This is a genomic window from Streptomyces sp. NPDC046862 (assembly GCF_040704615.1).
Lineage (GTDB): Bacteria > Actinomycetota > Actinomycetes > Streptomycetales > Streptomycetaceae > Streptomyces.
Genome location: NZ_JBEYXP010000021.1, coordinates 121,299 through 145,686, shown reverse-complemented (window position 1 = coordinate 145,686; position 24,388 = coordinate 121,299). Strand labels below are relative to the sequence as shown.

General features: G+C 70.7%; 19 protein-coding genes and 1 pseudogene. 8 read left to right on the top strand and 12 right to left on the bottom strand.

Features of this window, described 5'->3' with window-relative positions; all coding sequences use genetic code 11:
- Positions 1-29 precede the first annotated feature (29 nt).
- A complete protein-coding gene (locus AB0959_RS24030) occupies positions 30-1,199 on the top strand; it encodes an FAD-dependent monooxygenase (RefSeq protein WP_366828571.1) in 1,170 nt (389 codons plus the stop codon).
- Here AB0959_RS24030 and AB0959_RS24025 read toward each other — a convergent pair.
- The 3 genes and pseudogenes from AB0959_RS24025 to AB0959_RS24015 form a co-directional block, all read right to left on the bottom strand.
- A pseudogene (locus AB0959_RS24025) lies at positions 1,199-1,594 on the bottom strand (glycoside hydrolase family 11 protein); the annotation flags it as partial. The gene AB0959_RS24030 and the pseudogene AB0959_RS24025 sit on opposite strands and share 1 nt — an antisense overlap.
- Positions 1,595-1,705: 111 nt before the next feature.
- Positions 1,706-3,685, bottom strand: coding sequence for an N-acetylmuramoyl-L-alanine amidase (locus AB0959_RS24020; RefSeq protein WP_366828535.1), 1,980 nt, complete (start codon positions 3,683-3,685; stop codon positions 1,706-1,708).
- Between the two features lie 329 nt (positions 3,686-4,014).
- On the bottom strand, positions 4,015-5,154 hold the full coding sequence (locus AB0959_RS24015) for an aminoglycoside phosphotransferase family protein (protein ID WP_366828534.1): 1,140 nt from the start codon (positions 5,152-5,154) through the stop codon (positions 4,015-4,017).
- Between the two features lie 244 nt (positions 5,155-5,398).
- Here AB0959_RS24015 and AB0959_RS24010 point away from each other — a divergent pair, with 244 nt between their 5' ends.
- On the top strand, positions 5,399-6,898 hold the full coding sequence (locus tag AB0959_RS24010) for a hypothetical protein (protein WP_366828533.1): 1,500 nt from the start codon (positions 5,399-5,401) through the stop codon (positions 6,896-6,898).
- Between the two features lie 112 nt (positions 6,899-7,010).
- On the opposite strand, the gene AB0959_RS24005 is transcribed toward AB0959_RS24010, so the two are convergent.
- A complete protein-coding gene (locus tag AB0959_RS24005) occupies positions 7,011-8,441 on the bottom strand; it encodes a SpoIIE family protein phosphatase (RefSeq protein ID WP_366828532.1) in 1,431 nt (476 codons plus the stop codon).
- A 438-nt stretch (positions 8,442-8,879) separates the two neighbouring features.
- Between AB0959_RS24005 and AB0959_RS24000 the strand changes: the two genes are divergently transcribed.
- Entirely contained in the window at positions 8,880-9,293 is a 414-nt protein-coding gene (locus AB0959_RS24000; RefSeq protein ID WP_366828531.1) for an SsgA family sporulation/cell division regulator, read from the top strand.
- Positions 9,294-9,297: 4 nt separating this feature from the next.
- Here the strand turns inward: AB0959_RS24000 and AB0959_RS23995 are convergent, their stop codons facing one another.
- From AB0959_RS23995 to AB0959_RS23985, 3 genes are all read right to left on the bottom strand, one after another.
- Entirely contained in the window at positions 9,298-10,398 is a 1,101-nt protein-coding gene (locus AB0959_RS23995; RefSeq protein ID WP_366828530.1) for a chemotaxis protein, read from the bottom strand.
- A 152-nt stretch (positions 10,399-10,550) separates the two neighbouring features.
- Complete coding sequence (locus AB0959_RS23990) at positions 10,551-11,084, bottom strand: DUF4232 domain-containing protein (protein WP_366828529.1); 534 nt, start codon at positions 11,082-11,084, stop codon at positions 10,551-10,553.
- 138 nt (positions 11,085-11,222) lie between these two features.
- Positions 11,223-12,803, bottom strand: coding sequence for an alpha/beta hydrolase (locus AB0959_RS23985; protein WP_366828527.1), 1,581 nt, complete (start codon positions 12,801-12,803; stop codon positions 11,223-11,225).
- Positions 12,804-12,946: 143 nt separating this feature from the next.
- On the opposite strand from AB0959_RS23985, the gene AB0959_RS23980 reads away from it, so the two are divergent.
- A complete protein-coding gene (locus AB0959_RS23980) occupies positions 12,947-13,690 on the top strand; it encodes a class I SAM-dependent methyltransferase (protein ID WP_366828526.1) in 744 nt (247 codons plus the stop codon).
- Positions 13,691-13,769: 79 nt separating this feature from the next.
- Positions 13,770-14,819, top strand: a complete 1,050-nt coding sequence (locus AB0959_RS23975; RefSeq protein WP_366828525.1) for an LLM class flavin-dependent oxidoreductase — start codon at positions 13,770-13,772, stop codon at positions 14,817-14,819.
- Between the two features lie 4 nt (positions 14,820-14,823).
- Here the strand turns inward: AB0959_RS23975 and AB0959_RS23970 are convergent, their stop codons facing one another.
- Positions 14,824-15,198 (bottom strand): hypothetical protein, encoded by a 375-nt coding sequence (locus tag AB0959_RS23970; RefSeq protein WP_366828524.1) that lies wholly within the window; start codon positions 15,196-15,198, stop codon positions 14,824-14,826.
- Positions 15,199-15,263: 65 nt separating this feature from the next.
- Positions 15,264-16,280: a LacI family DNA-binding transcriptional regulator gene (locus tag AB0959_RS23965; protein ID WP_366828523.1), complete on the bottom strand. Its 1,017-nt coding sequence runs from the start codon at positions 16,278-16,280 to the stop codon at positions 15,264-15,266.
- Positions 16,281-16,434: 154 nt separating this feature from the next.
- Between AB0959_RS23965 and AB0959_RS23960 the strand changes: the two genes are divergently transcribed.
- The 3 genes from AB0959_RS23960 to AB0959_RS23950 all read left to right on the top strand — a co-directional run bounded on the left by AB0959_RS23960 (position 16,435) and on the right by AB0959_RS23950 (position 19,966).
- On the top strand, positions 16,435-17,589 hold the full coding sequence (locus tag AB0959_RS23960; protein ID WP_366828522.1) for a Gfo/Idh/MocA family oxidoreductase: 1,155 nt from the start codon (positions 16,435-16,437) through the stop codon (positions 17,587-17,589).
- A 92-nt stretch (positions 17,590-17,681) separates the two neighbouring features.
- Complete coding sequence (locus tag AB0959_RS23955) at positions 17,682-18,233, top strand: hypothetical protein (protein ID WP_366828521.1); 552 nt, start codon at positions 17,682-17,684, stop codon at positions 18,231-18,233.
- Entirely contained in the window at positions 18,209-19,966 is a 1,758-nt protein-coding gene (locus AB0959_RS23950; RefSeq protein ID WP_366828520.1) for a caspase family protein, read from the top strand. Before AB0959_RS23955 ends, AB0959_RS23950 begins: the two co-directional genes overlap by 25 nt.
- Positions 19,967-19,985: 19 nt before the next feature.
- Here AB0959_RS23950 and AB0959_RS23945 read toward each other — a convergent pair whose 3' ends face one another.
- The 3 genes from AB0959_RS23945 to iolD form a co-directional block, all read right to left on the bottom strand.
- Complete coding sequence (locus AB0959_RS23945) at positions 19,986-20,741, bottom strand: GntR family transcriptional regulator (protein ID WP_366828519.1); 756 nt, start codon at positions 20,739-20,741, stop codon at positions 19,986-19,988.
- A gap of 194 nt (positions 20,742-20,935) precedes the next feature.
- Positions 20,936-22,429: a CoA-acylating methylmalonate-semialdehyde dehydrogenase gene (locus tag AB0959_RS23940; protein WP_366828517.1), complete on the bottom strand. Its 1,494-nt coding sequence runs from the start codon at positions 22,427-22,429 to the stop codon at positions 20,936-20,938.
- A 58-nt stretch (positions 22,430-22,487) separates the two neighbouring features.
- On the bottom strand, positions 22,488-24,380 hold the full coding sequence (gene iolD / locus AB0959_RS23935; RefSeq protein WP_366828516.1) for a 3D-(3,5/4)-trihydroxycyclohexane-1,2-dione acylhydrolase (decyclizing): 1,893 nt from the start codon (positions 24,378-24,380) through the stop codon (positions 22,488-22,490).
- Positions 24,381-24,388 lie beyond the last annotated feature (8 nt).

Here is a 24,388-nt window from a genome sequence, read left to right as displayed (position 1 = left end):
TGCGAGTCCGTCGAATGGGGGGCGTGGCCGTGAGGGCGATCGTCGTGGGGGCGGGCATCGGGGGACTGGCCGCGACACTGAGCCTGTTCCGTGCCGGGCACGAGGTCACGCTCGTCGAGCAGACGGCGCGGTTCACCGAGGTCGGTGCCGGGATCCAGCTCGCGCCCAACGCCACACGCGAACTGCGGCGACTGGGCCTGCTCGACGCGGTCGCCGCGCAGTCCACGCGTCCGTCCCACGTGACCTTCCGCACCTGGTCCGACGGGTCGGAGATCTGCCGGTACACGCTGGGTCGGGAGGCCGAGGACGAGTTCGGGGCGCCCTATCTGCTGGTCCACCGCGCCGATCTGCACGAGGCCCTGACCGCGGCGGTGCCGCACCGGTCGGTACGCCTGAACACCGAGGTCGTGGGAATCGACCAGGAAGACGGCGCGGCGTATGTGACGACGGCGACCGGCGAGCGCCTGGGCGCGGACCTGGTCGTGGCCGCGGACGGGATACGGTCCGCGGCCCGCACGTGGCTCTTCGGGCCGGACGAGGCGGTCTTCTCACGAACCGCCGCCTACCGGGCGTTACTTCCGGCCGGCGAGGTGGCCGATCTGGATCTGCCGGAGCTCGCTGTCTGGCTCGGACCGGGCCGGCACTTCGTCCACTACTGGGTGCGTCGCGGGGAACTGCTCAACGTCGTGGCCGTGGTCCAGGCGGAGGCGGCGCGGGAGTCGTGGACGGCCCGGGCGGAGCCGGGAGAACAGCGGCGCGCGTTCGACGGGTGGGACTCCCGGGTGCTCAGTGTCCTTGAACGCGCGGGCCGGGTGTTGCGCTTCGGCCTCTACACGCGTGCCCCGCTCGCCCGGTGGAACATCGGACGGGCGACCCTGCTGGGCGACAGCGCCCACGCGATGGTTCCGTTCCAGGCCCAGGGGGCGGCGCAGGCGATTCTGGACGCGGCCGTGCTCGGTGACGCCCTCGTGGGCGCGGCGCCGGCCGACGTACCCGACGCGCTCGACCGGTACGTGCGCCGACGGCTCGCGGCCGCCACTGGCATGCAGGCCGGTTCCGCTCGGGCGGGCGAGGACTTCCACCTGCCGGACGGCCCCGAGGCCCAGGCGCGCGACGCCCGCATGGCGGCCCACGCGGCCGAGAACCGGTTCCTGCCCCAGGCGACCGCATGGGGCAGGGATGCTGTGCCACCGCCCTAGACGGTGCCGCCCACGGTGATGTTGGAGCTGCCGCTGCTCTGGTCTCCCTCGGTCGCGAGGATCATGTAGTACTTGAAGGTGCCGAGGGGCATTCCGGCGCGGGCCCAGGCGTCGACGTGGTTGCCAGTGGTGATGGTGCCGCCCGTTCGCTTCGACTGCCGGACACTCCCGTACTGATCGAAGGTCCGGGTGCCCTCGACGGACGGGGCGTTGTACCGCGTCGTCTTGTAGATGTCGTACGTACCGCCGTCGCTGGTGACGGTGCCCTTGTACGTTCCCGTGGGCCGGTAGGTGCCCCAGTTGTCGACGACGTGGTACTCCACGAGCGGGTTCGACGTCCACCCCTAGAGCGCCAGGTAGGCGTTGCCGGACGGCTTGAAGGTGCCCGAGTAGGTTGCAGACGCTGCTCATGAGCAGCCTGAAGCGGCTGAGCGGTCCTGAGCGGCAGTGTCCGCGGCTACGCCGGGGTCCGGGCCGACGCCCGGACCCCGGCACTCCTGGTTCCCTTACGCGCCCGCCGGCAGCACCGCCACGTTCGCGGCCCTCACGTACGCCACCCGGTGACCGAACTGGATCTCGAAGTACTGGTCCTTGCCGTTCACGACCCGGTGCGGAGTCGTGTCGAACGTCGGCGCGTAGAAGTACTCGCCGGGCACCTTGTCGCCGATCACGTACCGCTGGCCCTTGAGCAGCTTGTACGGCAGAGGCGACACCGACTGGACCGGTACGCCCGCGGGATAGGCCCCGGCCTCCGGGTACGCGCGGCCGTACACCGGGATCTCGGAGAGGTCCTTCCTGGGGGTCACGACCAGCCCGGAGGCACTGACGGCCGTCGGCTGAGCCTTCGGGTTCCTGAACCAGGCCTTCTGGCCCAGGTACCAGATGGCAGTCCAGTCACCCTTGCGGTCCGCCACGGCGTACTGCTGGCCGGTGGAGACGCGGGAGCCGACGTCGTTCACGTCGATGGTCGAGGGGCTGCCGTCCGGCCGCAGACCGATGTCCTGGACCAGGGGCGCGCTCTCGTCGGCCCGCGTGTAGAGGCGTACGGCGCTGGAGCCGTGCACCGCGCACGGCTCGCCCTTCTTGACGCACCCCGTGAACCCCGGCCGGTTCTCCGCGAAGTCGGGGGCGATGGTCACCAGGCCGCCCTTCGGGCTCGCCGTCGCCTTGAACGGCCGGCCCAGCAGGGTGAAGTAGTGCTGCCAGTCCCAGTACGGGCCCGGGTCGGTGTGCATGCCCGGGATGGTCGCGGTGGTCGTGCCGGGCACGGTGTCGTGGCCGAGGATGTGCTGCCGGTCCAGCGGGATGCGGTACTTCTTGGCGAGGTACGTCACCAGGCGCGCCGACGTCCGGTACATCGCCTCCGTGTACCAGGCGTCCGGCGAGGCGAGGAACCCCTCGTGCTCCAGGCCGATCGACTTGGCGTTGACGTACCAGTTGCCCGCGTGCCAGGCCACGTCCTTCGTCTTCACGTGCTGGGCGATGTGACCGTCGGTCGAGCGCAGGGAGTAGTGCCATGAGACGTACGTCGGGTCCTGGACCAGCTTGAGCGTGGTGTCCCAGGTGGCCTCGGTGTCGTGGATGACGATGTACTTGATGCTCTGCGACGCGGGACGGTCCGCCAGGTCGTGGTTGCCGTAGTCACCGTCGCCGAACTCCTCGTACGGCGCCGGGATCCACTCGCAGGCCACGGTCCGCGGACACTCCGTGCCGTCGGCCGCGGTGGTGCGCAACCCGGCCCGCGCCAGCTGTCCGGTGTCGGGACTCAGACCCGGCTCGGCGGTGAGGGCCACCCGCTGGCCGGCGTCCGTGACGCGTTGCTCTCCCTCGCGGATCACCTCGAAGACGTCGTTCGCGTACGCCGCTGCCGTGGCGCTGTCGTCCGCGCCGGAGAACCTCGCCACCGCCCCGTACCAGTCGGCCGGGTCATCGCTCAGCGGCTCGCCGAGGTCGCGCTGCGCGGCCGAGAGGAGCGCGGCGCCGCCCGCGACGTTCGCCGCGGCGTCGGTGCGCAGTTCCTCGGCCGGGATCCCGGTCAGCCCGGCCGCCCTGGTCAGGGTCCGCAGGCGGGCCGGAAGCCCGGACTCCTTCGGCAGACCGGTCTCGGGCCGCAACGCCGCCCTGGAGTCGTCACCGCGGGCGTCCTCCGTTCCGGCACTGTGGTGCGGGGCCTCGGCAAGGGCCGTCCGGGCGTCGGTGAGGTGCATCGGCCCGTAACCGCCCGAGACGCTGGGGGCCCCGCCGTGCGCGTCCCAACGGGACTGGAGGTACGACACGCCGAGCAGCACGCTCTGCGGGACGTCGTACTCTGCGGCCGCGGACGCGAAGGCGTCCTGCAGCCGGGTGGCCGAGGGCTGCACCGCGCTGTCGGGAGGGGCCGCGCCGAGCAGCGGCAGCAGCAGGGCCGCCGAGGCGGCGGCGAGCGCCGTCCGCTGGACGCGTCTGCGCCCGACGGCGGGTCTGCGGTCGGTGGGGGATCCTCGCAAAGCAGCCTCCTGGGACGGTCGAGCGTGACGGGGCGTGCGGCGCCGAGTGTGGACCAGTGCTATCGGCTGTCCGACGATCCGTCAATCATGCCCAGGAAAAGATGATTTCCCATGTCAGTCGCGGAGCGAGCGGTTTCGTGGCGCCCACGTCCGGGCCTGCGGGGCGTCAATGGGATGGACCAATGGGATGGATCAATGGACGGACTGATGGGGTGGACTGATGGGGTGGACCGATGGGACGGAATACCGATGCCATGGCCCGCCCCGGACATGACGACGGTCCGCGGCGCGCCACTGTCCCAGGCGCCCCGCGGACCGACGTCCCCCCGTCAGCGAGTGCCGACCGCCGCTCGAACCGCCCTGCGAGCGAGCTGGCAGTCGTCGTGCAGCCGCCTCAGCAGCAGCCGCTGTTCCTCGCCGGACGACGCGGCGCCCGGGTGGGCCTGTCCCGGGGCCGCCGGGGCCGCGCCGTGCATCGAACGCTGCAGGGCCGTCTCGTACGTACGGATCTCACGCGTCAGTACGAGCATCAGGTTGACCAGGAACGCGTCGCGCGACGCCTGGCCGGCGGACTGCGCCATCTGGCTGATCTGGCGGCGTGCGACCGGTGCGTCCCCGAGCACCGCCCACAGCGTCGCCAGGTCGTAGCCCGGCAGGTACCAGCCCGCGTGCTCCCAGTCCACCAGCACTGGACCGGCCGGTGAGAGCAGGATGTTCGACAGCAGGGAGTCGCCGTGACAGAACTGGCCGAGGCCCTGGCGGCCCGCCGCTTGCGCGATGCTGTGCATCAGCTTCTGCAGATCACCCATGTCCCGGTCCGTGAGCAGACCCAGCTCGTGGAAGCGCGAGATCCGCTCCGCGTAGTCCATCGGCGCCTCGAACGTACCCGCAGGTGGCCGCCACGCGTTCAGCCGGCAGATCGCGCCCAGCACCGTCCGGATGTCCGCCCGCGGCGGCGCCTCCACCGGGTGGCGCTGCAGCGCTGCCGCCCGACCCGGCATCCTCTCGACCACCAGCGTGCAGTTGTCCGGGTCCGCCGCGACCAGCCGCGGCGCCCGCACCGGCGGACGGTGCCGCACGAACGAGCGGTATGTGGCTATCTCGTGCCGGATGCGCTCGGTCCACATGGGTGAGTGGTCCAGTAAGACCTTCGCGACGGCCGTGCTGCGCCCCGTCGTGCCGACGAGGAGTACGGAGCGCCCGCTGCGGCGCAGTACCTGGACCGGAGCGAACTCCGGACAGATGCGATGCACCGAAGCGATCGCCGTGCGCAGCTGCGCTCCCTGGGGGCCGGACAAGTCGAGTCTCCCGCTGAGCGGTTGGGTGCCGAGTCCCGGCACGCGCCGCGTCCTGCCGGCACCGAGTACGGGAGGCGCCGGGCGTGCGGGGTCGACGTAGGGGCCGCTGCCCCCCGGGCGGGGACGCAGCGACCGGGGCGGGGCGGACACGGAGGACGATGCTGCGTACATGGGGGAGACAGATCCCTTCGTGTGCCTGCGAGTTCGTCGCGCCGCCCGGCCCGGCCGCACCGGTGCACCCTGGGGAGTGCACCGGTCTGAAGAAACAGCGACCGGGTCGGGGTGGCGCGTTCCTACCTGACACCAGATGTCCCGTGGCACACCATCTGGCGTGCCCTGGCGAACCCTGGCGAATAGTCCCGCAGCAACTGACAGAGGGCTACTGTCAAGTCAGCCGAGAACCTGGGGGCTTGACGTGAGCGGACAACCCAACACCCGTCTGGCGGACCTGTTCGGCCTGGCCGGCTGGTCGAAGGGCGAGCTCGCGAGGCTGGTCAACCGGCAGGCGGCGGCCATGGGCCACCCTCAGCTGGCGACCGACACCTCGCGGGTGCGGCGGTGGATCGACATGGGAGAGATCCCGCGCGATCCGGTGCCACGGGTGATGGCGGCCCTGTTCACCGAGCGTCTCGGCCGTGTCGTGACCATCGAGGACCTCGGTCTGGTCCGGCACGGGCGTGCGGGAAGACGGCAGGGCGGCGGGAGTGTGGAACATCCCGACGGAGTGCCGTGGGCGCCCGAACGGACTGCTGCGGTCCTCACCGAATTCACGGGAATGGACCTCATGCTCAACCGACGCGGTTTGGTGGGCGCGGGTGCCGCGCTCGCCGCGGGATCCGCACTCAACAGCGCCATGCACGACTGGCTCCACACCGATCCGGCCCTCGCGGCCGACGCTCCCCGGACCGACAACCCCCTGCACGCCGACCCCGCCGGATTCGACCGGTACGAGGCCGCCCCCATCGGGTCGCAGGAGATCGAGGAACTGGAGCGCTCGGTCGAGGTGTTCCGGGCCTGGGACGCGGCCCGCGGCGGCGGGTTGCAGCGCAAGGCTGTCGTGGGACAGCTCAACGAGGTGGGAGGCATGCTCTCCTACCGTCACCCCGAACACCTCCAGCGGCGCCTGTGGGGCGTCGCCGCCAACCTCGCCGTCCTCGCGGGCTGGATGTCCCACGACATCGGTCTGGAACCCACGGCGCAGAAGTACTTCATCATCGCCGCCCACGCGGCCAGAGAAGGCGGTGACCGGCCCCGCGCGGGCGAGGCGCTCTCCCGGGCGGCCCGCCAGATGGTGCACCTGGGCCGGCCCGACGACGCACTCGACCTCATGAAGCTCGCCAAGTCCGGATCCGGCGACCAGGTGCTGCCGCGCACAAGGGCCATGCTCTACACCATCGAGGCCTGGGCACAGGCGTCCCTGGGCAAGGGCCAGGCCATGCGGCGCACCCTGGGCGAGGCGGAGGAGCTGTTCGTCTCCGACAAGGGTGACGTGCCGCCGCCGAGCTGGATGCAGATGTTCGACGAGGCGGACCTGCACGGCATGCAGGCCCTCGCGTACCGCACGCTCGCCGAGCACGAGCCGGGTGCGGCGGCCATCGCGGAGCACCACGCCAAGCAGGCGCTCGAGCTGCGCTCGGAGGGCCACGACCGGTCGAAGATCTTCGACCACATCTCGCTGGCGTCGGCCTGCTTCATCGCCGACGACCCCGAACAGGCGGACACCTACGCCCGCCTGGCCCTGACGTCGATGGGGATGAACTCCTCCCACCGCACATGGGACCGGCTGCGCGAGATGTACCGGCTCACCGGGCAGTACTCCAGCTATCCGAAGATCCACGACCTGCGGGAGGAGATCAAACTGGCGCTCCCCAAGGGATCGCCGAAGTCCGTGAGCGGCAGCGGCGCGCGGGCGTAGAAAGGGCCCGTGTCGCGGTAACAGCACATCGGAAACAGTACGTCGGAACAGTAGCGGAACAGCAGACGGTGGCCTTCCGAGCCGCCCCGAGCCGCCGTGGTGAGGGGCGTTCTCAGGAGACGACCCTGGCCACCAGCACGCAGGCGTCGTCCTCGCGCTCGGTCTCGCCGAACTCCTCGACCACCGTCCGTACACAGTCCTGTGCCGTGCGGGCCCCGTCGAAGCGCGATGCCAGGGCGAGGAGCCTCCGGGCGCCTTCCGCTCCGCCGTGCCGTGGGACCAGTCCGTCGGTGTGGAGAAGCAGTAAGTCGCCCTGTTCGAGGGTCACTTCGGCCTGCCCGTAGGCAGCCCCCGAGGTGGCTCCGAGCAGTACGCCGTCCGGGGCCGAAAGCACGCTCCCCGTCCCGTCGCGGAACAGCAGCGGGGCGGGGTGGCCTGCCTGTGCCCAGGTGAGGATGTGGGTCTGAGGCTGATAGCGGCAGCAGACGGCGCTGCCCAGGGCGGGCTGGACGGTGGCGTCGAGTAACTGGTTGAGCCAGGCCATGATGTGGCCCGGCTCGGTGCCCGTCACGGCCATGCCGCGCAGGGCGCCGATCAGCATCGCCATGCCCGACGTGACGGTGACACCGTGCCCGGTGAGGTCGCCGACACTCAACAGGGTCTGTCCGTCGGGCAGTTCGAGAGCGTCGTACCAGTCGCCGCCGATCAGTGCGCTGGTCGACGACGGCAGGTAGCGGGCGGCCAGGTCGAGCGTCTGCGGGCCCTGGTGCGGGAGTCGCAGGGAGCCACGCCACGGCGGCAGCACGGCTTCCTGCAACTCGACCGCGAGCCGGTGCTCGGTCTGGGCGATGTGCCGCTGACGCTGCAGCGAGTCACGGGTCTCGCTGACCGTCCGCCGACAGCGCCGCAGTTCGCTGACGTCCCGCAGCACGGCCCACATCGAGGCGGTGCTGCCGTCGGCGTCGAGCACGGGTTCGCCCATCATGTGCACGGTGCGCACAGCGCCGTCCCCGAGGACGATCCGGAACTCCCCGTCGATGCGCTTGGCGTCGACGAGACAGTCGGTGACCATCGCCGACAGCCGGGGCCGGTCCTCGTCGAGGACCAGGGACGGCAGTTCGTCGAGGGTGAGCGGCGGAGCGGCGGGGTCACGGCCGAGGATCTGGTACAGCTCACCGGACCAACTCGCCTCGTCCGTCAGCAGGTTCCACTCGGCGCTGCCGACCCGGCTGAGAAGTGAGTCGCGCCGGGGCGCGGGGGGTGCGACCGGCAGGACCGGGTCGGCGGCGGGCTCGACGGACACCGGCGGAGGGCCGTCCCGCAACTGGGCCAAGTGCTCGCCCAGATCGTTGAGTTGATGCATGGCCAGGTTGTACAGCGCACGCTGCCAGCGTCCCTCGACGTCCGAACCCTCGCCCTGCGCGTCCCGCCGGACCGCGTCCATGTCGCCCCGCAGCCGCCGCGTCTGCGAGATGAGTGCCTCGACCGTGCCACGCCCGGGGGGCTGGGCGGCCGGGCGATCCGCAGAGAGGTGGGGCGGCATGACGTACTCCGATACGGGGACGGTACGACCAAGTTGACGGAAGGACCGTTACGACTCTTGCACAGCCTGCGACTCACTGTAAGGGATTTGGCAACACACGATACGGTGGTGCTTCTGGCATATGCCTCAGTCCTCACGAAGAGGTCACGTGGCATGACTGCGGTACGCGTCCAGAGGGTCAAGGCGTAGGCGGAGTACGCGAGTTGAAGGGGTGTCGGGTGCGTGGGCGGCCGCTCTCGGGCTCGCGTTCGACGGCCGTTTGTTCAGTCTCCTGTGGTCGGCTCTCGCGGAGTGTCTCCCGCACCGCCACAGTGGGTGACGCGGGTCACAGTGGGCATCAGGAGACATCCGGAAAAGCCGCATCGCGCGAATCCTCCGCGAGGTCGCGAAGGCACGTCGGCAGAACAGCCGGCCCCCCATCGTCAACGGAGGACGATCATGGACATCACCCTGGAGCAGCCCGCCCGTGCCTGCCTGGTCACCGACGACGACCGGGAACTTCCGGTGCCCGCCACGCTGCGCTACACCTCCGGCGACCCCCTGGCCGTGCACATCGACTTCCCGGCCGACGTCGCGCTCGGAGGGGAAACGGTCACCTGGACCTTCGCCCGCTCACTCCTGGACGAGGGGCTGTGCGTCTCCGTGGGAACCGGCGACGTTCACATACGGCCGTGTGGAGGGTCCCGCACGGTCGTGGAGTTCCACTCCCCGTACGGCCTGGCCCTCGTCCAGTTCGACACCCCCGCCCTGCGCCGCTTCCTGCTCTGTTCGTACGCCGTCGTCGAGGCGGGCGGAGAGGACATGGGCCCGGTCCTGGACCGGGGTCTGAGCACCCTCTTCGACGGGGTCTGAGGTGTCAGTAGCGCAGTACCCCCGCGATTCCCCGGGCGTCCCCGAGGGTGCCGTCCGGTACGAAGCGGACCTCCGCCCCGGTCTCCAGGCACTGTTCGACGATCTCGTCCACGATGTCCTCGCGGGCGTCGAGATCGCCGCTCTCGGCCGGGACGAGGTGCTCGCCCTGGTCGTCGCGGACCGTCACACGGTAGTTCTCCTCGACGGCGAGGAGCCGGACCCGGCCCTCCTCGGCGTTCTGCCAGACCTCGTCGACCCCCGCGGCGAACTCCTTGCGGCCACGGGCCAGTTCGAGCTCGCGGCCCACCGAGTCGACGTTCCTGTGGTCCTCGGCGGCGATCAGCGGCCGTACGGCCTGCCACACGGCCTCGTGTGAGGCGTGAGCGAGCCCGCCGTGCGGAATGTGCGTGGCGTCCCTGGTGACCGTGCCGACCTCGTCCAGGGCGGACAGCGCGGCCTGCTCGCCCGTGACGTACAGCGGCCGCGGGTTCTCGCGGAGCACGGCGGCCACGGCCATGTCGGCGTCGCGCAGGAAGTGGCGGGTCCCCTCGTCCCGGAACGTGCTGGGCACGTCGCCGATGCGTTCCTGCCGCTCCGTGTCCGGGTTCTCCACGAGGCTGCGGGTCAGCGGGAAGCCCCCGGTGCGCTCCGCGACGACGTGATCACCGGCGCCGCTCCACAGGGCCGCCCGGTCGGCGGAGACCGAGAGCACCCAGAACGGCCGCTCGGCCGCCTGCGCGGCCACCAGATTGCGGGTCAGGAAGGTGTCCGAGAGCACCACGCGCTCGGGCACCGTGCGGGCCAGCGACCACACCTGGTGCTCGCCGGGCGCCGCGAAGATCACCAGACCGTCCTCGGCGTGCGCCAGATCGACCTCCGACAGAGCCCGGTCGAGCTGTGCGGCGACGTCGTTGCGCAGCTCCCGGGTGACCGCCGGATCGGTCTCCAGCTGCCTCTTGGCCTCGGCCAGCACATTGCGCAGCCGGACCGGGTCCTGTGCGTTGTCGGGTTCGCGGCGGTGCGTGGGCGTCAGCACGGACACCGCCGGATACGGCCGCGGACGGCGCAGCTCGGTCAGGGTCGCGGGACTGAGGGTGTGCTCCATATCAGCACCATAGGACTGATTCGCGACTCGGGCATTTGGGGTAATTCTTGGATCAAGAGGGAGGGTGGGTGCCAGGGGCCGCGCTCGGTCGGCGCAGCGGCAGGCCGGCCGGAGGGGCGGCCGGCCTGCCGGGTGTGTGCCGGCTGCGGCCGTCAGCCGACCGCGTCCTCCAGCGCCTTGTCGGCGGCCGCCGCCGACGGCTTCCACCACGTCGTCACGGGCTCCCAGACGAGGACCTCGTCCCCCGCCCCCAGCTGCTTCGCGGTGAACGTGCGCCCGGAGTAGGCCGGATTGGCCGAGACGGTGATCGTGTCCACACTCCGGGCCTCCGGGTCGGACGGGTCGGCGATGGTGCGGACGGCCGCGTACACCGTCTTGCCGGCGGCGACCCGGTACGGGCCGCTCTCGCCCATGGGTACCGGCAGGGCGGCGCCGTCCAGGTCACCGAACGTGACGACCGGGATGCGGTCGACCGTGCAGGCGCGGGCGCTCTTGTTGGTGACGCTGATGTGCACCACGGTCGGGTCGCCCGACTGCCGGGCCCCCACCTTGAGCGCCGTCTTCGGGCAGGCGGCGGTCTTCGCGGCGGGCTGAGCATCATGTGGCACGGCCGCCGAGACCTGCGGCGCGGCGAGGAGCAGGGCGGTGGCGGCGGTCGAGAGTGTCACGATGGAACGGATACGCATCGGTTGTTTCCCCCAGCATTGGTCACATACGGGTGTGGTGCTCCTGAAAAGCGACACCTGCCCTGTGTGACGCGTGGCATGCCCCAGGGGTTGTAGCCGGGCCCGCCCGTACGCCCATCGGCGTGAGAGCGGCCGCTCTCAGTCGTCGTCCGGTCCGCACGAACTCCCGTCCGCCGGTAGCGACCCGTACAGCAGGAAGTCGTCGACCTTCTGGTGCACGCACTTGGAGGACCCGTACCCGGTGTGGCCCTCGCCCTTGTTGTCGAGGACGACGGCCGAGGAGCCGAGCCGTTCGGCGGTCTCCACGGTCCAGCGGTACGGGGTGGCCGGGTCTCCCCGGGTGCCGACGAGCAGCATCTTCGGGGTGTCGACGTCCCGCACCTTCTCACGAATGAAGCCAGTGCCCTTGGGCCGGCCGTAACACATCAACACCTGGGTGAGCCTGTACCGCCCGAAGACCGGCGACGCCTCCTCGTACCGGGCGCGCAGCCGGGTGACGCGCTCGGTCATGCCCGCTGCGGAGGGACGATCGGGGTCGTCCGCGCAGTTGATCGCCATCAGCGCGGCCGGGAGGTTGTCCAGCGGGACGTCCTCCGCGTCCACGAGGCCTCCACCGCCGGTGTCGTCGGGACTCGGTGTGTCGGGTGCCGCGATACCACCGCTCGCGAGCTCCATGAGGGCCTGCGGATCCCCGTTCTGGAGCAGCGAGGTCAGTGCCTGGGTGAGCGCGGGCCACAACTGCTCGCTGTACAGCGCCTGGCCGATGGCGCCCACGAGGTTCTGGCCGGTGAACTCCTGCCCGAAGGGCGTGCGTACGGGGTCCTCGTCCAGTGAGTCGACCAGGTCGACGACCTGCTCCCTCGCCGAACGCCGGTCCTGGCCGAACGGGCACGTCCACTGCTCGGCGCACGCGTCGAGGTAGTTCTCCAGCGCGGTCTGCTGGCCCTCGGCTCCCACCAGGCCCTGCTCGGCGAGGGGTTCGGTGAGCGTGTCCACGCCGTCGAGCGCCATCCGCCCGACCTTCTCGGGAAACTCGGCCGCGTACACCGCACCCAGCCGGCTTCCGTAGGAGAAACCGAGGTAGTTGAGCTTCTTGTCGCCGAGCGCGGCACGCATCACGTCCATGTCCTTGGCGGCGTTGACCGTGCCGATGTGCGGCAGCACGGGGCCGGAGTGCTCGGCGCACGCGGCGGCGGCCCGCTTCAACTGCTGCAGCGCGGCAGCCGGATCTCCGTCGTCCCCGTCGTCCGTCGCCGCCATGGCTTCTTCGGTGCCCTCGCCGCAACTGACGGGGGAGGAGCGGCCGACACCGCGGGGATCGAAGGTCACCAAGTCGTAGCCGTTCGTGAGACCCATGAATTCCTTGCCTCCGTAGGCCAGTTGAGGGACGCCCGGCCCGCCGGGCCCACCGAAGTTCAGCAGGACGGACCCGCGCGTCTCTTGTCCCGTGGCCCGGTAACGCGCCATCGCCAGTTCGAGCGTCCCCCTCTCGGGCCGCTCGTAGTCCAGCGGCACGGTCACCTCCCCGCACCGCAGATCCTTCGGCATCTCCATGCCCTCGCACCTGGACCACTTGACCCGCTGCTCGTAGAAGCGGGACAGGTCGGGCTCGTCGGTCTTCACCGACGCCACCGACGCGATCGACGGCAGGCAGGCCCCGAGCAGGACCAATGCCACGGCCGGGGCTCCGGCAGCGCAGCGTCTGTGCGTGAAACGCATGCATGCCTCCAGGGACGCCCGGCCGTGGGCCGGGGATACCCCCTGGATCACGATAAGCGGGCAGGTCCCGCCGCGCCTCTGGGCGAGCAGGACGGCTTGACGTGCCGTATCCTGCCGGGCTTCGTCGCACTACCGTCGAACGCATGGCTGACGAAGGGTTCACGCATCCACGCCTCGCCGCGATCTACGACCCTCTCGATCCCGACCGCGGCGACCTGGACGCCTACCTCGCCCTCGCCGAGCGATTCGGTGCCCGGAGAGTGCTGGACATCGGCTGCGGCACGGGAGTGTTCGCCCTCCTGCTGGCCGACCGCGGCATCGAGGTCGTCGCAGTGGATCCCGCGCGGGCGTCCGTCGACGTGGCCCGGGCCAAACCGGGTGCCGAGCGGGTGCGCTGGATCCGCGGCGACGCCACGGCGTTGCCCCCGCTGCGGGTCGACCTCGCGACGATGACCGCGAACGTCGCCCAGCAGATCGTCGATGAGGACGCCTGGCAGGGGACGCTCAAGGGCGCCTTCGAGGCCCTCCGGCCGGGCGGGCGGCTGGTGTTCGAGATTCGGAACCCGGCCGAGCGCGCCTGGGAGACCTGGAATCGCGAGGCCTCACACGCCGTCACGGACGTCCCGGGCGTCGGCTCCGTGGAGACCTGGGTGGACCTGACCGAGGTCACCGGCCCGCTCGTGACCTTCCGCTGGACGTATGTATTCGCCGCGGACGGCCACATCCTGACCTCTGATTCCACTCTGCGGTTCCGCGAACGGGAGGAAGTCGAAGCCGACCTGATCGCCCAGGGCTACACGCTGCAAGAGGTGCGGGACGCGCCCGACCGGCCGGGCAAGGAGTTCGTCTTCGTCGCCCGCCGGCCGGCAGGGCCTCTGGACAGCTGACGACCGCCCGCACACCCTCGAAAGCCAGGGCACACCCCTCCCGCACCACGGACCAGTCCCTCAACGGAAGGTGTCACCGGTGAAGTTCAGCTACGCGATGCTCCCCGACTACCCCCTCCAGGAGTCACTCGCCTCGATCCGACTCGCCGACGAACTCGGCTTCCACGCCTGTTACGCCGCCGACGAGACCTGGCACAAGGACATGTGGCTGCTCTTCGCCGCGGCCGCCGGCCAGACCCACCGGATCCGCTTAGGGCCCAGCGTCTCCCCGGTCACGCTGCGGGAGCCCACCCTGATCGCCCAGGCACTTGCCACGCTCGACGAACTGTCCGACGGGCGGGCCGAGGGCGTGCTCTCCAGCGGGAACTTCGGCCTCCTGGCACAGTACGGGATCGACTGGGCCCGCACGCGTCCGCTGTCCCGGACCAAGGAGGCGCTCCATGTGGTGCGCACCCTGCTCGACGAGGGAGCGATCTCGTACGACGGCGAGTTCTTCTCCTACCAGGGGCTGTTCACCTTCGCCCGGCCGGTCCAGGAACGTCTCCCGCTGAAGCTGGGGGCGATGCGCGGCCCCAGGTCGTTCGAGGCTGCCGGGGAGTTGTCGGACGGCTGCCACCACGCGCTGAGCTACACCCGCGAGGCGTACGACTACGCGGTGCGGCACATCCGGGCCGGGGCCGAGCGGGCCGGCAAGGACTGGCGGTCGCTCGACATCGGCGCCTGGGTCGTCTTCGCCACGGGACCCGACTCGGCGGCGGCCAAGGACGCCGCCCGCAGCATGGTCGGCATCTACGCCTCCTCCATGCCCGAGGAGCAACTTCGTCGCAACGGAGTGGACCCCGGCGAACTCAAACCGGTCATCGACGCCATCGCCGCCGGTGACCTCGCGCGCGGCATCGAGCTGACCACCCCCGAGATCGCCGAGCGCCTCTCCATCGCCGGTACCCCCGAGGAGTGCCGGGACAAGATCCAGCGGGAGATCGCTCCGAGCGGTGTCAACCACATGATCTGCGCCCTCACCGACCGCACCCTGGTCAAGGCCTTCACTGGCCGTGACCTCCCGGACGTGGCCGATGTGAACACCCAGCTCCGCCTCATCCACGACAGGGTCATGCCCGCCTTCAGGTGAAGGTTCACGAGGGCGGGATCCAGAGCGCGTCGAGCCTGCCGACGACCTTCCGCAGCTCGCGGGCGCCACGTGGCGACAGGGCGTTGAGGACGGTGTCGAGCAAGGCCCTGGCTTCCAGGGGGTCACCACAGCAGTAGGCGTGATCGTTGCCGAACTCGTACTCGTGCCACTGCCCGCGCGCCGGGCGGTGCACGCAGTCGTGCCACAGACGCACGGCCGTGGCGACGTCTCCCGATTGGAGGTGGTTCCGGCTGCGTTCGAGCAGGGCGATCTCGGTCAGCACGCGTGCCGACAGGCCGTCGATGACCGGCCTGGTGCCGTGTGATCGGTCCGGGGATCGAAGGGCGGCCCGAACGCGCTTCGGCCGCTTACGCGGCATGGACCTTTCGGTTCGTCTTCATGCCGCACAGGCTCGCACGATGCCGTGCGGCGCGGCGAACGCTTTTACGGCTGATGCCCGCCCGCTCCGGGTGGTGCCGTCGTCCCCCGCACCTCCAACGCCGGTGTCGCGAGGACGGTCTCGGACGGGCGGTTCGGGCTGTCGACGCGGTCGAGGAGGCGCTGGGCGGCGCGGCGGCCGACGTCGTGGCTGGCGTTGTCCACGGTGGTGAGCCACAGGTGCCGCAGGCGGGAGAGGTACGTGTTGTCGTACCCGACGAGGGACAGGTCGCGCGGCACCTTCAGGCCGAGTTCCTCGGCGGCCGAGAGGGCGCCGACGCACGCGATGTCGTTGAACGCGAAGACGGCGGTGGGGCGCCCGGCGGCGCTGAGGAGGCGGACCGTGGCGCGGTAGCCGCCCTCCTCGGTGAGATCGCCCTGTTCGACGATCGCCGTGTCCGCCAGTCCGTGCTCGCGCATGACCGTCTCGAAGCTGCGGCGGCGCAGTTCGCCCACGACACCCTGCCCGGCGATGTGGGCGATGCGGCGGTGTCCGAGGCCGATGAGGTGCTCGGTGGCCAGCCGTGCGCCGTGCTCGTCGTCTCCCGCGACGATGTCCACGTGGGGCAGGACGGGCTCGCGGGCGCCGGCGACCACGGTCGGGATCTGCCCCGCCGCCGTGCGGAGCGCCTCGGAGGGCGGCAGCGTGCCTACGGCGATGAGGCCGTCGACGCGGAGGTCCGTGAACGTGTGGGTGAGGTCCTCGCCGAGGCGCCGGTTGAGGCGGCCGTCGGCGAGCAGCATGTGCAGACCGCTGTCGTGGAGACGGGAGCCCAGGCCGTCGAGCAGCTCGACGAACCAGGGGTTGCGCATGTCGTTCAGCAGCACGCCCACCGTGCGGGTGCGGCGCTCGCTGAGGCTGCGCGCGGCGGCGTTCGGGCGGTAACCGAGCTCCTCGACCGCGGCGAGGACCGCCTGCCGCTTCTCCGGGCGCACCTGGTCGGAGCCACGCAGCACCAGGGAGACCAGCGACTTCGACACGCCGGCTCGTTCGGCGACGTCGCGGATCGTCGGAGGTCTCATGCTCTGGACCGTTCCATACGGCGGGAAGGCTTGTCAAAGGGCTTGACAGGTGCTGTTACGGCACTCAGGGTGAAGTGAGAGCATTATGGACCGGTCCAAAAACCTGTCCAAGAAGGTTCATGAAGGTCGAAGCAGGGCAGCAGAGGGGCAGTCAATGGTGAGTACGCTCGGCGTCGCCGTCGTGGGGTTCGGCTGGATGGGACGGGTGCACACCCAGGCGTACGCGCGGGTCCCGCACCACTTCCCGCAGTCGGCTCTGCGCCCCGAGCTGGTGACCGTCGCCGAGGACGTGCCGGGCCGGGCCGAGGAGGCCGCCGAACGGTTCGGCTTCACCGCGACGGCCCGCGACTGGCGCGAGGTGGCCGCCGACCCCCGCGTCCAGGCGGTCAGCATCACCGCCCCGAACTTCCTGCATCGCGAGATCGGCGTCGCGATGGCCGAGGCGGGCAAGCACATCTGGATCGAGAAGCCGGTCGGCCTCACAGCGGAGGACGCCCGGGCCGTGGCCGACGCCGTGGCCAAGGCCGGTGTCCAGGGCACCGTCGGCTATAACTACCGCAACGCGCCCGCCGTCGCCGCCGCCCGCGAGCTCATCGCCTCGGGCGCAATCGGCACCGTCACACATGTCCGCATCCGGCTGTTCAGCGACTACGCGGCTCATCCCGAGGGTGCCCTGACCTGGCGGTACGAACGGGAGCGCGGCGGTAGCGGCGTGCTGGGCGACCTGGCCTCGCACGGCGTGGACCTGGCCCGCTTCCTGCTCGGCGACATCACCTCGCTGACCGCCGACACCGCCGTCTTCATCCCCGAACGGGCCCGCCCCACCGGTGCCACCGCGGGCCACCCCCGCGCCACGGGCGGCGAGCTGGGCCCGGTCGAGAACGAGGACTACGTGAACTGCCTGCTCCGCTTCGCCTCCGGCGCCCGCGGAGTCCTGGAGGCCTGCCGGGTCTCCGTCGGCGAGCAGAACAACTACGGCTTCGAGGTGCACGGCACCAAGGGTGCGGTCCTCTGGGACTTCCGCCGCATGGGCGAACTCGGTGTCAGCCGCGGCACGGCCTACCAGGACCAGTCCGTCACCACGCTCTACGTCGGCCCGGAACACGGCGAGTACGCCGCCTTCCAGCCGGGCTCGGCCAACAGCATGGGATACGACGACCTCAAGGTCATCGAGGCCCACAACTTCCTGCGCTCCATCGCCGAGGGCACCCCGCACGGCGCCACCCTGGAGGACGCCGTGCACAGCGCGACCGCCCTGGACGCGATGAGCCGGTCCGTGGAGCGGGGCGCGTGGGTGGACGTGACCTGAGCCCGCGTGCCTGGTGCGACCGGGCGCGCCTTGGAGACCGGAACCCTGTCGGTCACGGGTCCTGACGGCCGGTCACACCTGACACCAGCCGGTTGAACCGTCAATTGCATTGCCGCGTCGATGAATTTGCCTCTCCGCAGCGCACGGCAGAGACTGTAAACGAAGACGTGGAGCCACCGACGGTCCGACTCTGCGCCGCCCCGACCAGTACGACCGAAGGGGCTGACCCGGTGGAAAAGCAATTGCAGATCCTCCTCTCCGAGGAAGGAGCGGAAACCGAGCGCGTGGCCGAACTGACGGGATATCTGCGCGAGGAACTGCTCCAACTCGACGTGGACGACGTGACATCCGTTCCCGGCGAAGAGGTCCCGTCCGGCGCGCGGGCCGTGGACGTCGCTGCGATCGGTTCCCTGCTCGTGAGCCTGGGCAGTTCCGCCAACGCGCTGAACCAGGTGCTGCACGTGGTACGTGACTGGTGGGGCCGCGGCCGGGACACGAACCCGTCACTGCGCCTGACCATGGACGGAGATGTCCTGGATCTCTCCGACGCGACGCCGGAGCAGGTGACAGAGGCCATCAATCTCTTCGCGAGCCGCCATTCCACAGTGGGGGCCGAGCCATGGCCGAATCCCGGCACGCCTTGATCATCGCGAACGACAGCTACGAGAACCCAGGGCTCAAGAAGTTGAGGGCGCCCGCGCACGACGCCGTCGCCCTCGCCCGAGTGCTGAGCAATCCCCGGATCGGCGACTTCGACGTGGAAGTGGTGAGAAACAAACCGGCCCACGTCATCGCGATGCACATCGAGGAATTCTTCTCCGACCGCCGACCCGGCGACACGCTGGTCCTGCATTTCTCCTGCCACGGCCTCAAGAACGAATCCGGCGAACTCTACTTCGCCGCCAAGAACACCCTGCCCCGCAGACTGGATACCACCGCCGTCTCGGCCCACCTCGTGCGCCGGTGCATGTACTCCACCCGGGCACGCGGCGTCGTGCTGTTCCTCGACTGCTGCTACGGCGGCGCCTTCTCCCGGGGGGCGAGCGCCCGTGCCTCCGGAGACGTGAACGTCCTCGAGTCGTTCGAGGCGGGAAAACTCGGCGGCGGCCGGGGCCGGGCCGTGATCACGGCCTCCGACGCCATGGAGTTCGCCTTCGAGGACTCCGAACTCGCCGAGGGCTCCGACGCACGGCCGTCGCTGTTCACCCACGCGGTGGTGGAGGGCCTGGAGACCGGGGAGGCGGATCGCGACGAGGATGGACGGGTGTCCATCAACGAGCTGTACGACTACGTCTTCGACCACGTACAGGAGCGGACCCCCCACCAGACCCCGAGCAAGTCCGTGGATCTGCAAGGGGACATGTACCTGGCACACAGCAACCGTCGCACCGTCCGTCCCGCCGACGTCCCGGACGAGGTGCGCGACGCGATGCGCAGCCCGGACCCGTACAGGCGCCGCGGAGCCATCGCGGAACTGCGTTCCCGCATGGAGAACCCCGATCTCTCCATTGCCCTGGGCGCGCGTGAGGCGTTGACGGACCTGGCACGGCACGACATCCGATTCGTCGCGGAGGAGGCGAGCCGGGCTGTGAGCGAGGTCCGCGTCGATCCCCACCCCACCCGTGTGGAGTTCGGCCCGGTGACCCAGCACTCACCCCCGCCGCACCGGACCGTACGCCTGCTCGGCCCACCCCTGGCCCGTAGTTGCCAGCCGCACGCCGACGCCGACTGGCTGCGGACCGAGAAGTCCGGCGACGGCCTGGACGTCCACGTCGACACCTCGGTGGCGGGGCGTCGGAGGGGTGACATCGTGCTGAAGGGGATCGTCGGGGAGGCGGTGCTGCACGTCGAGGTCGAGGTGCAGCCGCAGGAGAGGGCGGAGACGGAGCGGGAGAGGGTGGAGCAGAAACGGGCGGAGCGAGTGGAGACGGAGCGGGCAGAGCGCGAAAAGCCGGGGAAGGAGAAGGCGGAGGGAGTCGCGGGCCGGACCCTGCCGAAGACCCCACGCGCACTCTGGGCGGCCGCTGCCGCGGCGGCCCTGGCCGTCGTCTCGGCGGTCATGGTCGTCCTGGCCGCCGCGGACACGGTGGACGTGGTGGACACCAGGGTGGGTTGGGGGTGCTGTGTCGCAGACGCCGTCAACGGGACCGGTCTGGTCTCGCGACTCGTGACTAGCCTGGTCACAGCGGTGGCCGCGCTCATCTCCGGTGCATTCGCCCGCCACGACCTGGCGTCGCGTAGCGACAGCTACACGGCACGGCACAGGTTGGCCGCGAGACACCTGACCTCGGCGGCGAAGCTCCTGGCAGTCCCGGCCCTGATCCTCGCCACGCTCGTGGGCGTCGCCTTCCTCGTCTGGACCGGGATCGAGGACTGAGACCGACAGGACCCGCCCGTCAGCCCCGCACGAGGAGCTGGAACTCGAACGAGTAACGCGAGGCCCGGTAGATGTGGGTGCCGTACTCGACCGCGCGGCCCGTGTCGTCGTACGCCGTGCGCTGCATGGTGAGGAGGGCGGCTCCCTCGGGCTCGCCCAGGCCCTCGGCCTCCTCGGCGGTGGCGCGGCGGGCGCCGACGGACTGGCGGGCACTGTGCAGGGTGATGCCGGCCGCCCGCATCATGCGGTAGAGGCCGCTGGCCTCCAGCTTCTCGGTGTCGAGGGACAGCAGGCCCTCGGGCACGTAGTTGGACAGGTGCGCCACCGGCTCGCCGTGGGCGAGGCGGAGTCGCTGCACATGGCGCACCGCGGCGCCCTCGGCGATCCCCAGGGCGGCCGCCACCTCGGCGGAGGCGGGCACCACCTCGTTGCCGAGCACCCGGGTCGTGGGACTCTGACCGGCCGCCTCCAGGTCGTCGTACAGGCTGCTGAGCTCCAGCGGGCGCTTGACCTGGCTGTGCACCACCTGCGTGCCCACGCCGCGGCGCCGGACGAGGAGACCCTTGTCCACGAGGGACTGGATGGCCTGGCGCACCGTGGGGCGGGACAGGCCGAGCCGCCCGGCGAGCTCGATCTCGTTGCCGAGCAGGCTGCCGGGGCCCAGCACGCCGTGCTCGATCGCGGACTCCAGCTGCCGGGCGAGCTGGTAGTACAGCGGCACGGGGCTGTTGCGGTCGAGGGCGAAGTCGAGCTGTGCGGGAGCTGTGCTGGTCACGGGGTGAGCGTATCCGTCCGTCCGGATGACAGGAATCCTTGTCATCGTGTTGTCCTGACATTCTCCTCGCAAAGAGGGGATTCCCTATGGAGCGTCCTGAATCATGGGCCGTCCTGTGGCGTGTGAACGGCTGGTGCGGGGACGGTCACGCATCCGTTCCCGCACCAGCCGCGCCCCTGAGCGACCTCGGGGGCTCAGGAGTTGCTGGGGAAGCCCAGGTTGATCCCGCCGTCGGCCGGGTCGGGCCAGCGGGTCGTGATCACCTTGCCTTGGGTGTAGAAGGCGACGCCGTCGTTGCCGTAGATGTGCAGGTCGCCGAAGAGCGAGTCCTTCCAGCCACCGAACGAGTGGTAGCCGACCGGGACCGGGATCGGCACGTTGACGCCGACCATGCCCGCCTGGACCTCCAACTGGAAGCGCCGGGCGGCGCCGCCGTCCCGCGTGAAGATCGCGGTGCCGTTGCCCCAGCGGGAGCCGTTGATCAGCTTGATCGCGTCCTCGTACGTGTCGGCGCGCACCACGCACAGCACCGGACCGAAGATCTCGTCCTTGTACGCGTCCGCCGTCACCGGCACCTTGTCCAGGAGCGAGACGCCCAGGAAGAAGCCGTTCTCGTGGCCCTCGACCGTGTATCCCGTGCCGTCGACCACGACCTCGGCGCCCTGCTCGGCCGCGCTCGCCACGTACGACGCCACCTTGTCGCGGTGCTCGCGGGTGATCAGCGGACCCATGTCGGAGGCGGGGTCGTTTCCGGGGCCGATACGCAGGTTCTTCGCCCGCTCGGCGATCTTGCCGACGAGCTCGTCGCCCGTGTCGCCGACCGCGACCACGACGGAGACCGCCATGCAGCGCTCGCCCGCCGAACCGTACGCGGCGTTGATCGCCTGGTCGGCGGCGAAGTCCAGGTCGGCGTCCGGCAGGACCAGCATGTGGTTCTTGGCGCCGCCCAGGGCCTGCACACGCTTGTCGTGCTCGACGGCCTTGAGCTGGATGTACTTGGCGATCGGCGTGGAGCCCACGAAGGAGACCGCCGCGACGTCCGGGTGCTCCAGCAGGCGGTCCACCGCCACCTTGTCACCCTGCACGATGTTGAAGACGCCGTCCGGCAGACCGGCCTCCGCCAGCAGCTCGGCGAGTCGGTACGAGGCCGACGGGTCCTTCTCGCTGGGCTTCAGCACGAACGTGTTGCCGCAGGCGATCGCGAGCGGGAACATCCACATCGGCACCATGGCCGGGAAGTTGAACGGCGTGATGCCGGCGACCACACCGATCGGCTGCCGGATCGAGGCGACGTCCACCCGGGTCGAGACCTGCGTCGACAGCTCGCCCTTCAGCTGCACGCTGATCCCGCAGGCCAGTTCCACGATCTCCATGCCGCGCGCGACCTCGCCGAGCGCGTCCGAGTGGACCTTGCCGTGCTCGGCGCTGATCAGCTCGGCGACCTCGTCGCGGTGCGCGTCGAGCAGCTCACGGAACTTGAACAGGATCGCCGTGCGCTTGGCGAGCGAGGACTGGCCCCAGCTCTCGAAGGCGGCCTTCGCGGTCGCGACGGCGGCGTCGACCTCGTCGACCGTGGCGAGGGTGAGCTGCTTCTCCTGGTCGCCGGTGGCCGGGTTGTAGATCGGGCTGAAACGCCCGGAGGTGCCCTCGACGGGCTTGCCGCCGATCCAGTGGCTGATGGTCTTCATGGTGCGAGGGGCCTTTCCTGAGCGGGGAGGTGAGGTGGGTCGAGGGCGGAGTCGGGGGTCAGAGGTGCCGTCGCCGGCCGGCCACGTGGTGGTCGTACCGCTCGCGCGCGGCCACGGCGGCCTCGCGGGAGGCGACCTCGGCCACGGGCACGTCCCACCAGGCCTCGGCCGGGGGAGCGGTGGGCGCCGGGTCGGTCTCGACGTACACGCACGTCGGCCGGTCCGAGGCGCGTGCGGAGGCGAGCGCGTCCCGCAGTTCGCGGACGGTCTTGGCACGGATCACGTCCATGCCGAGGCTGGCGGCGTTCGCGGCGAGGTCCACCGGCAGCGGGGCTCCGGTGAAGGTGCCGTCGGCGACGCGGTAGCGGTAGGCGGTTCCGAAGCGCTCGCCGCCGGTCTCCTCCGAGAGGCCGCCGATGGACGCGTAGCCGTGGTTCTGGATCAGGACCAGGTTGACCGGCAGGCCCTCCTGGACCGCGGTGACGATCTCGGTCGGCATCATCAGGTACGTGCCGTCACCGACCAGCGACCACACGGGCGTGTCAGGCGTGGCCTGCTGGACGCCGATCCCGGCCGGGATCTCGTAGCCCATGCAGGAGTAGCCGTACTCCAGGTGGTACTGGCGAGGGCTTCGCGCCCGCCACAGCTTGTGCAGGTCGCCGGGGAGCGAACCGGCCGCGTTGATCACCACGTCGTCGTCGCCCACGACCGAGTCGAGGGCGCCCAGTACTTGGGTCTGGGTGGGCACCGCGTGCTCGTCGTCCGCGCGGTAGGCGGCGTCCACGACCTGCTCCCAGCGCTCCTTGCCGGCGCGGTACTCGGCCTCGTACGCCTCGGAGACGCGGTGGCCGACGAGTTCGTCCGTGAGCGCCTCCAGACCCGCGCGGGCGTCCGCGACCAAGGTGTGGGCGGCCAGCTTGTGGGCGTCGAAGGCGGTGATGTTGAGGTTGACGAACCGGACGTCCGGCTTCTGGAACAGCGTGTTGGAGGCGGTCGTGAAGTCGCTGTAGCGCGTGCCGACGCCGATGATCAGGTCCGCGGTGCGCGCGATGTCGTCACAGACCGCCGTGCCGGTGTGGCCGATACCGCCGAGGTCGGCCGGGTGGTCGTGGCGCAGGGAGCCCTTGCCCGCCTGGGTGGAGGCGACCGGGATGCCCGTGGCGTCCACGAACACCTTGAGCGCGTCCTCGGCCTCGCTGTGATGGACACCGCCGCCCGCGACGATCAGCGGCCGCTCGGCGGCACGGATGGCGCGGACTGCCTCGGCGAGCTCCAGCGGGTCGGGCGCGGGACGGCGTACGTGCCACACACGCTCGGCGAAGAACTCCTCCGGCCAGTCGTACGCCTCCGCCTGCACGTCCTGCGGCATGGCGAGGGTGACCGCGCCGGTCTCGGCCGGGTCGGTCAGCACCCGCATGGCGTTCAGCGCGGACGGGATCAGCATCTCCGGGCGGGTGATGCGGTCGAAGTAGCGCGAGACCGGGCGCAGGGTGTCGTTCACGGACACGTCGGCCTCGGTCGGGTGCTCCAACTGCTGCAGCAGCGGGTCGGCGGGGCGCGTGGCGAAGTAGTCGCCGGGCAGGAGCAGCACCGGCAGACGGTTGATCGTGGCCAGGGCGGCGCCCGTGACCAGGTTGGTGGCGCCGGGGCCGATGGAGGTGGTCACCGCCTGAGTGGAGAGCCGGTTGAGCTGCCGGGCGTAGCCCACGGCGGCGTGCACCATGGCCTGCTCGTTGCGCCCCTGGTGGAACGGCATCGTGTCCTCGCCGGCCTGCAGCAGCGCCTGGCCGAGCCCGGCGACGTTGCCGTGGCCGAAGATCCCCCAGGTGCCGGCGATCAGCCGGCGCCGTACACCGTCGCGCTCGGCGTACTGCGCGGACAGGAACTTGACCAGCGCCTGGGCGACGGTCAGGCGGACCCTCGACTGGTTCGACTGATTCGGCTGGCTCATCGGGACCT

Bases quoted from the DNA above. Each gene is read 5' to 3' on its own strand.
- AB0959_RS24015 (WP_366828534.1), bottom strand. From the start codon at position 5,154: ATGTACGCAGCATCGTCCTCCGTGTCCGCCCCGCCCCGGTCGCTGCGT.
- AB0959_RS24005 (WP_366828532.1), bottom strand. From the start codon at position 8,441: ATGCCGCCCCACCTCTCTGCGGATCGCCCGGCCGCCCAGCCCCCCGGG.
- AB0959_RS24000 (WP_366828531.1), top strand. From the start codon at position 8,880: ATGGACATCACCCTGGAGCAGCCCGCCCGTGCCTGCCTGGTCACCGAC.
- AB0959_RS23995 (WP_366828530.1), bottom strand. From the start codon at position 10,398: ATGGAGCACACCCTCAGTCCCGCGACCCTGACCGAGCTGCGCCGTCCG.
- AB0959_RS23990 (WP_366828529.1), bottom strand. From the start codon at position 11,084: ATGCGTATCCGTTCCATCGTGACACTCTCGACCGCCGCCACCGCCCTG.
- AB0959_RS23985 (WP_366828527.1), bottom strand. From the start codon at position 12,803: ATGCGTTTCACGCACAGACGCTGCGCTGCCGGAGCCCCGGCCGTGGCA.
- AB0959_RS23980 (WP_366828526.1), top strand. From the start codon at position 12,947: ATGGCTGACGAAGGGTTCACGCATCCACGCCTCGCCGCGATCTACGAC.
- AB0959_RS23970 (WP_366828524.1), bottom strand. From the start codon at position 15,198: ATGCCGCGTAAGCGGCCGAAGCGCGTTCGGGCCGCCCTTCGATCCCCG.
- AB0959_RS23965 (WP_366828523.1), bottom strand. From the start codon at position 16,280: ATGAGACCTCCGACGATCCGCGACGTCGCCGAACGAGCCGGCGTGTCG.
- AB0959_RS23960 (WP_366828522.1), top strand. From the start codon at position 16,435: ATGGTGAGTACGCTCGGCGTCGCCGTCGTGGGGTTCGGCTGGATGGGA.
- AB0959_RS23950 (WP_366828520.1), top strand. From the start codon at position 18,209: ATGGCCGAATCCCGGCACGCCTTGATCATCGCGAACGACAGCTACGAG.
- AB0959_RS23940 (WP_366828517.1), bottom strand. From the start codon at position 22,429: ATGAAGACCATCAGCCACTGGATCGGCGGCAAGCCCGTCGAGGGCACC.
- iolD (WP_366828516.1), bottom strand. From the start codon at position 24,380: ATGAGCCAGCCGAATCAGTCGAACCAGTCGAGGGTCCGCCTGACCGTC.